Annotated in this window: 15 protein-coding genes; 3 read left to right on the forward strand and 12 right to left on the reverse strand. The window is 70.1% G+C overall.

Going from position 1 to position 13,866, the window contains the following annotated elements:
* Positions 1 to 73 precede the first annotated feature (73 nt).
* Positions 74 to 907, reverse strand: coding sequence for an alpha/beta hydrolase family protein (locus ABIC28_RS15570; protein ID WP_097210340.1), 834 nt, complete (start codon positions 905 to 907; stop codon positions 74 to 76).
* Between the two features lie 167 nt (positions 908 to 1,074).
* Complete coding sequence (gene ppk2 / locus ABIC28_RS15575) at positions 1,075 to 1,965, reverse strand: polyphosphate kinase 2 (protein ID WP_097210179.1); 891 nt, start codon at positions 1,963 to 1,965, stop codon at positions 1,075 to 1,077.
* Between the two features lie 182 nt (positions 1,966 to 2,147).
* On the opposite strand from ppk2, the gene ABIC28_RS15580 reads away from it, so the two are divergent.
* Positions 2,148 to 2,585 (forward strand): phage holin family protein, encoded by a 438-nt coding sequence (locus ABIC28_RS15580; RefSeq protein ID WP_097210178.1) that lies wholly within the window; start codon positions 2,148 to 2,150, stop codon positions 2,583 to 2,585.
* A 103-nt stretch (positions 2,586 to 2,688) separates the two neighbouring features.
* On the opposite strand, the gene ABIC28_RS15585 is transcribed toward ABIC28_RS15580, so the two are convergent.
* The 8 genes from ABIC28_RS15585 to ABIC28_RS15620 all read right to left on the reverse strand — a co-directional run bounded on the left by ABIC28_RS15585 (position 2,689) and on the right by ABIC28_RS15620 (position 10,120).
* A complete protein-coding gene (locus ABIC28_RS15585; RefSeq protein ID WP_097210177.1) occupies positions 2,689 to 3,708 on the reverse strand; it encodes an alpha/beta hydrolase in 1,020 nt (339 codons plus the stop codon).
* A gap of 540 nt (positions 3,709 to 4,248) precedes the next feature.
* Positions 4,249 to 5,874 (reverse strand): chaperonin GroEL, encoded by a 1,626-nt coding sequence (gene groL, locus ABIC28_RS15590; RefSeq protein ID WP_077040567.1) that lies wholly within the window; start codon positions 5,872 to 5,874, stop codon positions 4,249 to 4,251.
* Between the two features lie 222 nt (positions 5,875 to 6,096).
* On the reverse strand, positions 6,097 to 6,597 hold the full coding sequence (locus ABIC28_RS15595) for a DUF6764 family protein (protein WP_097210339.1): 501 nt from the start codon (positions 6,595 to 6,597) through the stop codon (positions 6,097 to 6,099).
* Between the two features lie 161 nt (positions 6,598 to 6,758).
* A complete protein-coding gene (locus ABIC28_RS15600) occupies positions 6,759 to 7,535 on the reverse strand; it encodes an HAD-IIA family hydrolase (RefSeq protein ID WP_097210176.1) in 777 nt (258 codons plus the stop codon).
* Positions 7,536 to 7,538: 3 nt separating this feature from the next.
* Entirely contained in the window at positions 7,539 to 8,315 is a 777-nt protein-coding gene (locus tag ABIC28_RS15605) for a methyltransferase domain-containing protein (RefSeq protein WP_269588522.1), read from the reverse strand.
* A 52-nt stretch (positions 8,316 to 8,367) separates the two neighbouring features.
* Complete coding sequence (locus ABIC28_RS15610; RefSeq protein ID WP_097210174.1) at positions 8,368 to 8,715, reverse strand: UBP-type zinc finger domain-containing protein; 348 nt, start codon at positions 8,713 to 8,715, stop codon at positions 8,368 to 8,370.
* Positions 8,716 to 8,771: 56 nt separating this feature from the next.
* Entirely contained in the window at positions 8,772 to 9,773 is a 1,002-nt protein-coding gene (locus tag ABIC28_RS15615) for a DUF1648 domain-containing protein (protein ID WP_097210173.1), read from the reverse strand.
* Positions 9,770 to 10,120 carry a GntR family transcriptional regulator gene (locus tag ABIC28_RS15620; protein WP_097210172.1) on the reverse strand — a complete coding sequence of 117 codons (351 nt, stop codon included), beginning with the start codon at positions 10,118 to 10,120 and terminating at the stop codon, positions 9,770 to 9,772. The genes ABIC28_RS15615 and ABIC28_RS15620 overlap by 4 nt, the downstream gene beginning before the upstream one ends.
* Positions 10,121 to 10,601: 481 nt before the next feature.
* On the opposite strand from ABIC28_RS15620, the gene ABIC28_RS15625 reads away from it, so the two are divergent.
* Together ABIC28_RS15625 and ABIC28_RS15630 are read left to right on the forward strand one after the other, a co-directional pair.
* A complete protein-coding gene (locus ABIC28_RS15625) occupies positions 10,602 to 11,753 on the forward strand; it encodes a PQQ-dependent sugar dehydrogenase (RefSeq protein WP_373560218.1) in 1,152 nt (383 codons plus the stop codon).
* Between the two features lie 102 nt (positions 11,754 to 11,855).
* Complete coding sequence (locus tag ABIC28_RS15630; RefSeq protein WP_097210170.1) at positions 11,856 to 12,323, forward strand: SRPBCC family protein; 468 nt, start codon at positions 11,856 to 11,858, stop codon at positions 12,321 to 12,323.
* Between the two features lie 3 nt (positions 12,324 to 12,326).
* Here ABIC28_RS15630 and ABIC28_RS15635 read toward each other — a convergent pair whose 3' ends face one another.
* Together ABIC28_RS15635 and ABIC28_RS15640 are read right to left on the reverse strand one after the other, a co-directional pair.
* On the reverse strand, positions 12,327 to 13,109 hold the full coding sequence (locus ABIC28_RS15635) for an ankyrin repeat domain-containing protein (protein ID WP_257017026.1): 783 nt from the start codon (positions 13,107 to 13,109) through the stop codon (positions 12,327 to 12,329).
* 2 nt (positions 13,110 to 13,111) lie between these two features.
* Positions 13,112 to 13,702, reverse strand: a complete 591-nt coding sequence (locus tag ABIC28_RS15640; protein WP_354579939.1) for a GlcG/HbpS family heme-binding protein — start codon at positions 13,700 to 13,702, stop codon at positions 13,112 to 13,114.
* Positions 13,703 to 13,866: the final 164 nt, after the last annotated feature.

A 13,866-nucleotide genomic window follows, 5' to 3' on the forward strand; every position in this document is an offset into this window, starting at 1 on the left:
GGTATCCCCGCCGAGTGTGCAGCTACGGGTACATCGCCCGGGCGAGACGGACCGTAGGTGCACACTCGGCGGGTCAGGCGCGGTCGTGCAGCCACTCCACGATGCGGCCGACGGTGCTGTCCGGACTGCGGATCCAGCCGTTGTGACCCAGCGGCTCCGGCTGATGCCAGGTGGTGAGGTCCGCTTTCGGCATCTTCGCGACCAGGTTCTTGATCGCCTGCCGCGGTGCCAGGTCGTCGTCCTCCATGGAGATCGACAGCACCGGCAGGGTCAGCCGGCCGATCCGCTCCTCGTAGTCGATGTCGGCTCCGGTCGGCTCGATGGTGCCGGTGCGCGCGAACCTGGACCAGTCCCCGATCAGCACCTTCGACTGCCTGCCGAACCCGCCGACGTCCAACCGGTCCCCCGGCCAGAACCCGGCGACGTTCGCCGTCACCGACATCGCCGCCGTTCCGGCCAGCAGCGCCGCGCCGCGCACCACCCCGTGGCCGCGGTGATACGGCGAACCCGACGCCACCAGGATCAGCCCGCCGAGCTTTCCCCTGGCCCTGGCCGCGTACATCACCCCCAGCTGCCCGCCCATGCTGTGCCCGAGCAGGTACGGGGTGCTGTCCGGGAACCGCTCCCGCACGACCTCGAAGGTGGCCGGATAGTCGACGGACGCCAGTTCCTGATACCCGTAGCTGCTGTCCGCGCCCGGCCGGGGCCTGCTGTCGCCCTGCCCGCGGAGCTCACCGACCGCCGCGTTGAATCCGTGTGCGACCAGCGCCTCGGCGACCGGATCGTAGAACCCGCCCGGCACGCCGAGCCCAGGGAAGATCACCACCACCGGCGCCGCCTCCCGGCCTGCGAACAGCCGTACCGCGATGGTGGTGCCGTCGGGCATCTGAATCGGAATGGTGTCCACGGTTCCCATACTCTCTCGCCGCGGCGCCTGCCGACAGGATTCGGACATCGCAACCGCTGATCCACTTGTCAGCTGCCCACATTCGGGGTCTGCCATCCCGAGGAGCTCAGCGAGTTCCTCGCGCCGGAGTTCACCCGTGGTGGGACCTCCCGCCGGGCTCGGGCCGGTCAGTCCCCCAAGGAGTCTCGCGCCCGGCAGACGATGCGCGGATCCGGGGTTCCGACCACCTCGTCGTCCCGGTTCTCGTAGTCGAAGCGGCTGAGCACGTGCCGCATCGCGTTGATCCGGGCGCGCTTCTTGTCGTTGCTCTTCACGACGGTCCACGGCGCGATGTCGGTGTCGGTGAACCTGATCATCTGCTCCTTGGCAGCCGTGTACGACTCCCACTTGTCCAGCGACGCAAGGTCCATCGGGGAGAGCTTCCACTGCCGGACCGGGTCCACCTGCCTGATCGCGAACCGGGTGCGCTGCTCGTTCCTGGACACCGAGAACCACAGCTTGGTGAGGCTGATCCCCTCGTCGACGAGCATCTGCTCGAAGAGCGGGGCCTGCCGCAGGAAACGCGCGTGCTGGTCGTCGTTGCAGAAGCCCATCACCCGCTCGACGCCCGCGCGGTTGTACCAGGAGCGGTCGAAGAGGACGAGCTCCCCGGCCGCGGGCAGGTGCTCGACGTATCGCTGGAAGTACCACTGGCCCTGCTCGCGGGCGGAGGGCTTCTCGAGGGCCACCACCCTCGCGCCGCGGGGGTTCAGGTGCTCCGTGAACCGCTTGATGGTGCCGCCCTTGCCGGCCGCGTCCCGACCCTCGAACACGATCACGTGCCTGCGGCCGGTCGCCTTGGACCAGTTCTGCAATTTGAGCAGCTCGATCTGCAGCAGCCTCTTCGCCATCTCGTACTCGGCGCGCTCCATCCGCTCCGCGTACGGGTACCCCTCGCGCCAGGTGTCGACGGCCCGCCCGTCCGCCGCGTTGACCAGGATCGGGTCGTCGTCATCGTCGTCCCGGACCGCGAACGCGGAGGTGTCGGCGAGATCCACTGGGTGGTCGAATTCGGTCATCCGCGGACGGTAACCGCCGCGCTCGTCGGCGCGGTGTCGCCCAGATGAACGCTTGCACCGCATCTCGGCGCGCTCCGCGATTCCACCTGATCCAATAACGGACGCATAACGTCGATGCATCAATCAATTGAGTCGGCAACGAAAGCCCGATCGCGCCCGTCGCCGACGCTCATCCTGGCGACATGACCACCTCGAGTCCGACCCCAACCAAGCTCTGGGTTCCCCGCATCCTGACCGCACTGGTCGCGAACGGTGTCGTGCTGTGGATCGCCGATCTGGTACTCGGCCCGTTCCACATCACCTATCCCCTGTGGTTCATCGTCGGCACGATCCTGTTCACGTTGGCCACGCTGTTCGTCAAGCCGCTCATCACCCGCCTGCTGAGCACCGTGCCGGGCCTGCGCGCCTACACCTGGGTCGTCAACCTGGTCGCGACGTACCTCGTCCTGCTCATCGTGGTGCTGCTGACGAACGACTTCCAGATCCGGGGCTTCTGGACCTGGGTGTGGGCGACGCTGATCATCTGGATCGGCTCGGTGGTCTACGACGAATTCGACGACAAGCTCGAGTCGACCATGAGTTCGGGCCTGCACAGGGCCTCCGGTAACCAGGTCGACTGATCACCTCGTCGGGGGCAGACCCCGCCCCCGACGACAAGACGGCGCCGACCCCGCGTACTCCGCGGGATCGGCGCCGTCACTGTCGCATGAGCTGTCGGGTCTGCTACAGACCGATCGACGCGGCCAGCATCGGCCACGACTTGTGCAGGTCGTCCTGCCAGTAGCCCCACGAGTGGGTGCCGTTCGGCCGGAAGTCGACGACGGCCGGGATGCCGAGCTCACCGAGCCGCTTGGACAGGTTGTTGGTGCAGACCAGGGTCGCGCCCTCGATCACGCCGCCGAGCAGCGCCTGGTTCGCCAGACCGGAGATGCCACCGGTCTCCTCCAGGTTGTCGTGCGCTCCGGGCAGTCCGTTGCCGGAGGAGATGTACAGCTGGGTCCCGCGCAGCTTCTCCGCATTGACGACCGGGTCGTTCGCCACCCAGGCCGCGTCGTTCTTCGCGCCCCACATGTTCTCGACCTTGGCGCCGCCCCGCGACTCGACGACCATCTTGATGTAGGCCCGGCCCATGTCGGTGCTGGTCTCGGCACACCCGCTGTAGGAAGCGACGCTCTTGTAGAGACCCGGGGCTGCGATCGCCAGGTTGAGCACCGAGGTGCCGGTCATGGAGATGGCCGCCATCGAGTTCACACCGTTGGCCTTGAACTCGGAGTCGATCAGCCCCGGCAGTTCCTTGGTCAGGAAGGTCGCCCACTTGTTCCGGCCGAGCTTCGGGTCGTCCTTCTGCCAGTCGGTGTAGTAGCTGAAGGCGCCACCGACCGGGGTCACCACGTTCACGTTCTTGTCCGCGAAGAACGTCGCGACGTCCGTGCGACGCTGCCAGGTGGCGGAATCCTCGCCGCCGCCCGCGCCGTTGAGCAGGTACAGGGTCGGCCGCGGCACGCTGCTGTCCATCGGGCGCTGAACCTTGACCGGGATGGTCTTGCCCATCGAGGCCGAGTACACGTACGCGGTCACCTGACGCCCACTGCCCTCGACCCGCTCGATCTTCGAGCCGGACTGCTCGCCCGAGGGTGCGGCGGTCGCGAGTCCGCCCGCGCCGATCAGGGGAAGGATCATCAGGGCCGCAGCGGCTGCTGCCAGCCGCGCCTTGCGGGCGCCGGATCGACGAAGGTTGCTCATGTGTGCTGCACCTGACTGTCTATGGGCCGAGATCGGTGGGTGTTCGGTACTTCTCTACAGAACGGGGGTCCACGCGCAGGTACGCATGGACCCTCGGCTTGCTGCGGGTGATCTTACGCAGGCACAGCGCCTGCGTTGTCAGCGATCCCGCGCCGACAGTCTCACCCGGAAGGCGTACGACTGTCCCCGGAATCGCAAAACTGACCCCACGGCAGACAGCGGCCGGGCTCCACACGGGAGCCCGGCCGCCATCCAGGGGGATCAGCTGAACTGGCTCAGCAGCTGGTAGAGCTCGAAGAGCGAGATGATGGTGCTGATGGAACCCATGTGATCCTCCAAGAATTGACCTACCGCAGAAACTGCGTGTGACCCCTCGCCACAGGAAACGAACTTAGTGGACCGAGCGTCCGTAACGGTGACCTACGTTGGTCGCTCCGGTGAACACCGTGTTTCCGCAGGTGACCCCGCCCACGAGCGAGGCCCGGGCCACCCTGATCGGGTGACCCGGGCCTCGCCGGGTGGAACTGGTGTGGCTGTGGACTAGAAGTCCATGCCGCCCATGCCGCCGGTCGGATCGCCAACGGGCGCTCCGGCCTTCTCCGGCTTGTCGGCGACAACGGCCTCGGTGGTGAGGAACAGGGCCGCGATCGAGGCTGCGTTCTGCAGCGCCGAGCGGGTGACCTTGACCGGGTCGTTGATGCCGGCTTCGAGCAGGTCGCCGTACTCGTTGGTCGCGGCGTTCAGGCCGTGGCCGGCGGGCAGGTTGCGAACCTTCTCCGCGACGACGCCGGGCTCGAGGCCGGCGTTGAACGCGATCTGCTTGAGCGGGGCCTCGAGGGCGACACGAACGATGTTCGCGCCGGTGGCCTCGTCACCTTCGAGCTTCAGGTCGTCCAGCGCGGGGGCGGACTGCAGCAGGGCCACGCCACCACCGGCAACGATGCCCTCCTCGACGGCGGCCTTGGCGTTGCGCACGGCATCTTCGATGCGGTGCTTGCGCTCCTTGAGCTCGACCTCGGTCGCGGCGCCGGCCTTGATGACGGCGACGCCACCGGCCAGCTTGGCCAGGCGCTCCTGCAGCTTCTCGCGGTCGTAGTCCGAATCCGAGGACTCGATCTCGGCGCGGATCTGGTTGACGCGACCGGCGATGGCGTCGGCGTCGCCTGCACCCTCGACGATGGTGGTCTCGTCCTTGCTGACGACGACCTTGCGGGCGCGGCCGAGCAGCTCGAGTCCGGCGGTCTCCAGGGAGAGGCCGACCTCTTCGCTGATGACCTCGCCACCGGTGAGGATGGCGATGTCGGCGAGCTGCGCCTTGCGACGGTCACCGAAGCCGGGGGCCTTGACGGCGACCGACTTGAAGGTGCCACGGATCTTGTTGACCACCAGGGTGGACAGGGCCTCGCCCTCGACGTCCTCCGCGATGATGACCAGCGGCTTGCCGGACTGGATGACCTTCTCCAGCAGCGGCAGCAGGTCCTTGACCGTGGAGATCTTGGAGCTCACGAGCAGGATGTAGGCGTCCTCGAGGACCGCTTCCTGACGCTCGGCGTCGGTCGCGAAGTACAGCGAGATGAAGCCCTTGTCGAAGCGCATGCCCTCGGTGAGCTCGAGCTGCAGGCCGAAGGTGTTGGACTCCTCGACCGTGATGACGCCTTCCTTGCCGACCTTGTCCATGGCCTCGGCGATGAGCTCACCGATGGACGGGTCGCCAGCCGAGATACCGGCGGTGGCAGCGATCTGCTCCTTGGTCTCGACCTCCTTGGCGGTGTCGAGCAGGCGGGCGGTGACGGCCTCGACGGCCTTCTCGATGCCGCGCTTGAGACCGAGCGGGTTGGCGCCGGCCGCGACGTTGCGGAGGCCCTCACGAACGAGAGCCTGGGCGAGCACGGTGGCGGTGGTGGTTCCGTCGCCGGCGACGTCGTCGGTCTTCTTGGCGACCTCCTTGACCAGCTCTGCGCCGATCTTCTCGTAGGGGTCCTCGAGCTCGATCTCCTTGGCGATGGACACACCATCGTTGGTGATCGTGGGGGCGCCCCACTTCTTCTCCAGGACGACGTTGCGACCCTTGGGTCCCAGCGTCACCTTGACTGCGTCGGCGAGGCTGTTCAGGCCACGCTCGAGGCCGCGACGTGCCTCTTCGTCGAACGCGATGATCTTGGCCATTGCGAAGTGATCCTCCGGATTGGGGTGACACACCAGGCGACCGCTCGTCGGGTCGCCTCATGACGCATTTACGCCTACGGCCAGGCTCGGCGCCCGCGACGGACGACCAGGGGTGTCGATGGGATCCCGATCTCACCGTCCCGACCTGGCACTCGCATGACGCGAGTGCCAAGTGCCTTTTTAGCACTCAGGTGTGGCGAGTGCAAGGTCGGGACGGCTCGGTCAGCGCATCGCGCAGACGGCGCCGGTGTTCAGATTCACGGCGAAGGACAGCGGGCCGACGCACTTGACGCCGGACGCCTCCGCGGTCGCTCCCGAGCCCCAGCCCGCCACCGAGATGGTGGTGTGGCCGTTCGAGGCGTTCGAGTGCGAGATGCCGCCGCCGATGGCGTACGCATGCGCGGCGCCCGCGTCGCGCGAGGAACTGAGCGCGACACCGAAGCCGGTCGCGACGCTGTTCGCGGATCCACCGTTGGCCACGCTCACCGCGGTGCCGCTGTCCATCGCGGTCGCCCCGGCGTTCCCGACGGTCGCGGTGGCGCCGCAGCTCGCGTCACCGATGACCCTGATGTCGTTGGCCGAGGGCGGGGAGACGCAGCCGACCTGCGCGGCGGAGGCGATGCCGGAGCCGGCGACCGCCATGCCTCCCGCGATCGCGATGCCGACCGCCAAACTCGCGCCCGCGCGGGTGATCGAAGGGATGAGGGCGTGGACGCGGGGCATGAGCTGAATCGACACGGAACTCCTCGAAAGCAGAACGAACAGATACCGACGCGACGGTACCGAAGACTTGCCCGACAACGACCGGATCGACATATCTCGATTCGGCACCGGTTTCCTGGGCTCGAGCCGGGTGGCGACGGCCGCGGCCCCGGACGCCTCGATCACATCTCGGCGAGTAGGCCGGGAAGGTCCGCGACCGAGTCGAGCACATGCCCTGGAGCGGCCTCGGCCGCCTCGAGGACGCACTGGCGGAACTTGCCGGTACGGACCAGCACCCCGACGAATCCGGCGCGCTGCGCCGCCAGCACGTCGTTCTGGAGATCGTCGCCGATCATCACCGTCCGCTCGGGCCTGCTCCCCATCAGCCCGGCGGCCGCCAGGAACCCGGCCGGAGAGGGCTTGCCGATGACGGTGATCCGCGCGTTTCCCGCCGCCTCCAGTCCCGGCAGGTAGGCCCCGGTGTCGATGCGGATGCCCTCCGCGGTGGCCCAGGTCAGTCCGCCCTGCATCGCGACCACCGGCACCCCGTCGAGCATCAGCTCCACCACCCGGCTCAGCGCGGCGTGGTCGAACTCGGGCCCGGCCCCGCCGAGGACCACCACCTCCGGCCGCTCGGCGTCGAACTCGATGTCCGTCATGTCCCCGGCGATGTCGCCGTGGTTGATCAGCAGGCAGCGCTCCCCCGGGTGCGTCGAGCGAAGGTGCTCGGCGGTGAGCGCGGCGGCCGTGACGATCTCGTCCGCGTCCACCGCCATGCCGCAGTCGCACAGCGCCGCCGCGATCTCGGCCCGCGTCCTGGAGGTGGTGTTGGTCAGGAAGGCGCGCGCGATCCCGCGCTCGCGCACAGTTACGAGGGCTTCCGCGGCGCCCGCGATCGGCTGCCAGGAGGTGACCAACACCCCGTCGATGTCGAACAGCACGCCCTCGACCGCGGGCACGGTTCACGCCCCCGGCTTCTGCGCGACCACGAAGGTCCGGAGGAAGGGGAAAACGGTCCCGAACGGGCCACGCGGATACACCTGCCGCAGGCGGGACCCGTACTCCGCCTCGAAGTCCGCCGTCTCGGCGGCGGACAGCCGATCGAGGACCGGCCGCAATCCGGTGCCGCGCACCCACTCCAGCACGGGATCGGGCCCCGGCAGCAGGTGTTGATACTCGGTCCGCCAGACCGCGACCCGCAGTCCCGCACCCAGCAGCAGCTCGAGATACTCGGCCGGTTCGGCCACCGGGCCGTCGTGTCGCAGCACCCCGCCGAGTCGGTCGCGCCACGGCGGCGACTCGGCGAGCTCGCGCATCAACCGGTGCGAGGGCGAGCCGAAGTTCGCGGGCACCTGGAAGGCGAGCCAGCCGCCGGGCTCGAGCTCGGCCGCCCACCCCGCGAGCAACTCGCGGTGCGACGGCACCCATTGCAGCAGCGCGTTGCTCACCAGCACGTCGACCCCCGCGGCGGAGAAGTCCTCCGCGCCGCCAAGCGCGAACTCGACGCGTCCGGGGCGGCGGCCACCGAGGGCCTCGGCGATCATCTCCGGCGAGGAGTCGATGCCGAGCACCTCGGCGGTCGGCCACCGCTCGGCCAGCGTCGCGGTCAGCGTGCCCGGCCCACAGCCGAGGTCGACGACCCGGCGGGGGCCGACGGCCCCGACCTGCCCGACCAGATCGAAGAACGGCCTGCGACGCTCCGCCCCGAACAGCGAGTACTGCGCCGGATCCCACTGCATCGCACCCGCGGGCGGCGGCGAGGCCCCTCGGTCCGGATCGGTTCGGCCGGCGCTAATGGACGTGGTCCTGCCAGTCCGCGGGCACCCGGCCCGCCGGGCCCGGCACCGGCTGGTCGACCGGGTGGTGCCGCGGCGGGGCCAGCTCGGGTCCGTCGTACATCTGCTCGGTCTGGAAGTTCCAGAACCAGTCCTCGCCCGGCTCGAAGCTCTGGATGAACGGGTGCCCGGTCGCCGCCGCGTGCGCGGTCGCGTGCTGCCCGGGCGAGGTGTCGCAGCACCCGACGTGCCCGCATTGGGCACATCGGCGCAGGTGCACCCACCAACCTCCGCCCGCGTCGCAGTCGACGCAGCCCGGCCCGCTCGGTGCGACGTCCGGATCGATCCCGGCAATCTCGGTCATCGTGATCCTCCCGTGCGTGCGACGGTTCGGTCCCTGGGGTCGAGTATGCCGCGAAGTCAGCGCGGCGTGCGCCCCTTGGCGGCGAGCGCGTTGAGGACCGCCGCGGCCTGCTCGGCGCCGTCGACGGTGACGGTGAACCGCGAACCGTCACCGCGCGTGATGCGCAGCGCGGGCCCGGGCCGGACGATGAGCCCGGTGCCGTCGGGGCCCACCCGGTAGCCGAAACCGCCGAACCTGTTCAGGATCCCGACGGCGACGACGTCGGCCTCCGCGATCTCGTCGAGCGGGATGCGGGTCGGCCTGCCGGTGATCGGCGTCCGGGCCGTCAGCCCGGTGGCGTCGACCGTGACCCGAACCGGCGCCAGCACCAGGGCCATCAGCGCGGCCGAGACCGCGGCGACCACCAGCACCAGCACGAACGAGCTCGATCCGAAGGCGACCAGCCCGAGCACCACCGCGACGGGGAGCACGCCGACCACGGCGGCCAACCAGGGCGGCATCGCTGCCGACCCGGACCAGGCGACCTTCTCGCTGTCCGCCAGCGCGATGCGTGGCGCGTCCTCGCGGGGCGGTCGCTGCGCGGTGGCGGGTCCCGGCGAGGGCGACGCCGCGTACCCGATCGCGGCCGCGGCCAGGCCCGCCGCCACGGGCAGCACCATCCACCAGCCGCTCAACGAGGCCTCGGCGGCATCCGCCAGGCCGCGCTGCGGTGCGAGCAGCGCGACCGGGAGGGCCGCGACGAAGGCCCCGGTGCCCGACCCCACGGCGGCGCCGACCCGAGCCGACCGCAGGTCCCGCCGGGTCAGCAGGAGCAGCAGCAGGCACAAACCGAGCGCGAACGCGAGGCCGATCAGCGGAGACCACCGCGCGGCGCCCGTCGAGCCGAACCCGTCCGCCGCGCCACCCGGGCCGAAGTGCACGGCCACCGGGTCCGGCAGCTCGGCGAACCACGCCCGGATCAGGGCAACCGCGCCCACCGCGGTGAGCGCGGGCGGCAGCACGGTGGCGGCGAGGGCCCGGAGCCAGCCGACCCTGGGGAATGAGTTCGAGGCGGTCATTGCATCTCCTTTTTGACGAGTGCGGTGAGTTCGGTGGCGCCCATGCCGATCCGACGGGCCTCCGCAACGAGGTCGCGGAGCGCCTCCTGCAGCCGGCCGCGGGTGGTCGCGTCGGCCGTGACCACCGCGCCGCGACCGCGCCGCAGTTCGATCAGGCCCTCGTCGCGCAGCAGCTGGTAGCCCCGCAGCACGGTGTGGACATTGAGATCGAGCGAGGCCGCCAGGTCGCGGGCCACCGGGAGTCGCTCGCCCGGTGCCGCCTCGCCGACGGCGATGGCCCTGCGCACGCTCGAGGCGACCTGTTCGTAGAGCGGTTCCGCCGCGGTCTGGTCGATTCGTATCAGCACGCTTTGATTATATTGTTCTAGTTCCAATAGAACAACTTGGCCAGGCGAGAGTGCACCTACGTGCGCGTTCACCGGGAAGGGGTGGCGGAAACTGCACACTCGCCGCCGGCGCCGTGGGTCAGAACAGACCGCGCTCGATGTCCTCGATCTCGCCGTCGGTCAGCAATCGCTCGAGCTGTTCACCCGGCCACGACTTGGGACGACCCTTCATCCGGGCCGATTCGAGGATCGGGACGGATTCATGTCGTACGTGCTGGAGAACGACTGGGATCTTCACGACGGATCACTCCGGTGTCTGCGTGGTTCAAGTACTGCGTGGATACCAATTTCATCGTCAATCATCCCCCCGGCATTACAGCGAAATCCACCCCTGAGGGGCGCTCATTTGCCGCGCTCGGCCCCCGCCGCGCCCTACGGGAGGGTCCGGCGGCGGCGATATCCTGGAACCAGCTCCTATCACCGGAAGATCCGGAGGTGGCCCGTGCGCGATCGATACGCCGCGCTGGCCCTCGCCCTGCTCCTCGCCGGCTGCGCGAGCGCCACCGACACGAGCTCCCCCGAGACCTCCGCCGCCCGCAGCGTGGTCGCGTCCGCCCCGCCCACCGTCGAGGTGACCGAGCTCCTGACCGGGCTGAACAAACCGTGGGATGTCGCGGTCGCGCCGGACGGCACCCTCCTGACCGGGCAGCGCGGCGGCGGCTTCGTGGCGCGGCGGCCCGACGGCTCGGTCACCAGGCCGACCGCCGACCTTTCCGATCTCTACGTCTCCGGGGAGACCGGCCTGATGGGCATCGCGCTCGATCCCGGGTTCGCGAGCAACCGCCGGGTGTTCACCTGCCAGGGGCACCGGACCGACGGGCCGATCGACGTCCGATTGCTGTCCTGGACCGTGGATCCGGAATGGACCTCGCTGACCAGGACGGGCGTGGTGCTCTCCGGCCTGCCCAGCACGGGCGGGCGGCACGCGGGCTGCCGGATCCTCGCCGCACCCGACGGCAGCCTGTTCGTCGGCACCGGTGACGCCACCATCCCCTCGGCGCCGCAGGACCCGCACTCGCTGGGCGGCAAGGTGCTGCACATCGACACCGACGGATCCCCCGCGGCGGGGAACCCCGATCCGGCCAGCCCCGTCTACACCCTCGGCCACCGCAACGTGCAGGGACTGAGCTTCCGCCCCGGCAGCGGGCAGCTGTACTCGGTGGAGCAGGGAACCCACCGCGACGACGAGGTGAACGCGCTGGTGCCCGCGGGCAACTACGGCTGGCGGCCCGACCTCGAACCCGGCCGGTACATCGAGGCCGTGCCGATGACCGACCCCGACAGGGTCCCCGGCGCGCGCGGGGCGGTGTGGAGCTCGGGCACCCCCACCCTCGCCACGGCCAGCGGATCGTTTCTCCTCGGCCCCGGCTGGGGCGACTGGTCGGGCGCGCTCGCGGTCGGGACGCAGCAGGGCGAGAAGGTCCTGCTACTGGGGCTCACCCCGGACGGTCTCGGCGTCGAGCGGCAGGCCTCTCTGCTCGAAGGTCGGTACGGCCGGATCCGCACGGTCAGCGGACAGCCCGACGGGACGCTGCTGGTCACCACCGACAACGGCCGCGACGACGTGGTGCTCCGGCTGACTCCGCGCCCCTGACCCCGAGCCATGCCAAGATCGGGCCTTGACGAACGCCAGCGATCCGGCAAGATATCCGTAACGGTGCGTAGCACTAATCCTCGTAGAACCGGAGAAAGCCCAGTGACGAACACCCTCGAAGCGAGCATCGAGATCGCCGCTCCCCCCGCCGCGGTGTGGGCCGTGGTCTCGGACCTCAAGCGGATGGGCGAGTGGAGCCCACAGTGCAGGCGGATGCACGTCTTCGGCGAGGTCACCCACGGCACCAAGACGTTCAACCTGAACAAGAAGGGCCTGTTGGTCTGGCCCACCACCTCGAAGGTGGTCCGCTTCGAGCCGAACAAGACGATCGCCTGGCGGGTCGTGGAGAACCACACCATCTGGACCTACGCGCTCGAGGCCACCGATACCGGCACCCGCCTCACCGAGCGTCGCGAGGCGCCGACCGGCACCACCAAGATCTCGTCCTTCCTCATCGACAAGATGATGGGCGGCACCGCCGACTTCGAGATCGACATGGTCGCAGGCATGAACACCACCCTCGCCCGGATCAAGTCGACCGTGGAAACGGCGGCCACCGCACGGGCCTGACCTTCAGCGTTCTTCCCCTAGCAGCGCCGCGACCGCTCGTTGGTCGCGGCGTTTCGCGTTCTCCAGGGCCGTCCGGCCGTCCGAGTCCTCGATCGAGGGGTCGGCGCCCGCCGCGAGCAGCTGCCCGATCACGTCGAGGTAGCGGGCCGATCCGTCGCCGTAGACGACCGCCTCCTGCAGTGCGGTCCAGCCCGGTTCGTTGACGTGATTCACCGGCACGCCCGCCCCGATCAGCATCCGGACCGTCGAGACGTGTCCGTGCTCGGCCGCCGGGATCAGCGCGGTGCCGCCGAACCGGTTGGTGGCGGACACGTCCGCGTCGTCCGCCAACGTCAACGCCAGGATCTCGTCGTACCCCTCGGCCCCGGCGTACAGGAACGCCGAGTCCTCCATGTCGTCCTTCGCGTTCACGTCGGCGCCCGCCGCCACCAGCACCCGGGCCGTGTTCACGGAGTTCGACTTCGCCGCGGCCACCAGCGGGGTCCGGCCGCCCTCCCCGCGGGCCTCCAACGCCGCGCCGCCCTGGAGCGCCGCACGGGCCGCGTCCGCATCATCCGCCCGGACCGCCGCGAACAGCGACCCCTCCAGCTCCGGGGTCGAGGCGGGCCTGATCTCGGGCGACGGCGCGGGCGCGGGTTCCGACGCGGGGACCGGGGTGGTGGCAGGCCGGGCGCCGACCGCCTGCTCCTGGCCGCCGCAGGCGGCACACGCGACCACCGCAGCGGCCAGGACGACGACGGCCGACGCGCGCCTCATGTGGGCGTTCACCGCTACCGCAGCGCTCATGCCTACTGCAACGATCCGGCGATGGCCTCGAGACCGGCCGCGGCACAGGCCTGATCGGCCATGCCGTCCGGGGCCCCGCCAACGCCGATGCCGGCGATGGACGCGTTGCCCGCCTTCACGGAGACGCCGCCCGGCAGGAACAGGGTGCCGTCCAGGTCCGCGACGGTGGCGCCGTCACCCTTGGCGCGACCGGCCAGATCGCTGGTATTGGCACCGAAAGCCGCTGCCGTGTAGCCCTTCTGGCGGGCCGCCTCGACGGTGTGCTGTGCCGCGTTGTCGCCGCGCAGCATCGCCTGCACGTTGCCGTTGCGATCGACCACGGCCACGGTGACGAAGCCGAGCCCGTCTGCCTGGCACTTCGCGAGCGCGGCCTGCGCGGCCGCGCCTGCGGTCCCGACGGTCAACCGGTTCGCGGTCGCCGTGCCCTTCGTGGCCTGGTCGCCCGCGGCAGGCGCCGCGACCGCGGCGGTGGTGACCGGGGCGGCCGACGCCGCCTTCTCGTCGATCCCGCTGCCGCAGGCCGCGGTGGCGAGGACCGCCGCCAGCGGGACGGTGACGGCGAGGGCCTTGGGCAGTCGGCGGGAGAGGTTCATCATGGTTGGCCTTTCGGTGGCGAGGTGACCGACCGTGCGCGTGTCTCACCCCGATGGGGGTACCGATCGCGCACAGTCGGGCTGAACGGATTCCAGCCTCGCCGCCGCGCCAACCCGCCCGCATCGGGCCGATGTCTGCCTCCCGATCAGCCGTCCGGGGACGC

The organism is Rhodococcus sp. PvR044 (genome assembly GCF_040548995.1).
Taxonomy (GTDB): Bacteria; Actinomycetota; Actinomycetes; order Mycobacteriales; family Mycobacteriaceae; genus Rhodococcus_G; species Rhodococcus_G oryzae.

What these genes read in the sequence shown, in the direction of transcription:
- ppk2 (WP_097210179.1), bottom strand. Translation starts at nt 1,965, where the DNA reads ATGACCGAATTCGACCACCCAGTGGATCTCGCCGACACCTCCGCGTTC.
- ABIC28_RS15580 (WP_097210178.1), top strand. Translation starts at nt 2,148, where the DNA reads ATGACCACCTCGAGTCCGACCCCAACCAAGCTCTGGGTTCCCCGCATC.
- ABIC28_RS15585 (WP_097210177.1), bottom strand. Translation starts at nt 3,708, where the DNA reads ATGAGCAACCTTCGTCGATCCGGCGCCCGCAAGGCGCGGCTGGCAGCA.
- groL (WP_077040567.1), bottom strand. Translation starts at nt 5,874, where the DNA reads ATGGCCAAGATCATCGCGTTCGACGAAGAGGCACGTCGCGGCCTCGAG.
- ABIC28_RS15595 (WP_097210339.1), bottom strand. Translation starts at nt 6,597, where the DNA reads ATGCCCCGCGTCCACGCCCTCATCCCTTCGATCACCCGCGCGGGCGCG.
- ABIC28_RS15605 (WP_269588522.1), bottom strand. Translation starts at nt 8,315, where the DNA reads ATGCAGTGGGATCCGGCGCAGTACTCGCTGTTCGGGGCGGAGCGTCGC.
- ABIC28_RS15610 (WP_097210174.1), bottom strand. Translation starts at nt 8,715, where the DNA reads ATGACCGAGATTGCCGGGATCGATCCGGACGTCGCACCGAGCGGGCCG.
- ABIC28_RS15615 (WP_097210173.1), bottom strand. Translation starts at nt 9,773, where the DNA reads ATGACCGCCTCGAACTCATTCCCCAGGGTCGGCTGGCTCCGGGCCCTC.
- ABIC28_RS15635 (WP_257017026.1), bottom strand. Translation starts at nt 13,109, where the DNA reads ATGAGCGCTGCGGTAGCGGTGAACGCCCACATGAGGCGCGCGTCGGCC.
- ABIC28_RS15640 (WP_354579939.1), bottom strand. Translation starts at nt 13,702, where the DNA reads ATGAACCTCTCCCGCCGACTGCCCAAGGCCCTCGCCGTCACCGTCCCG.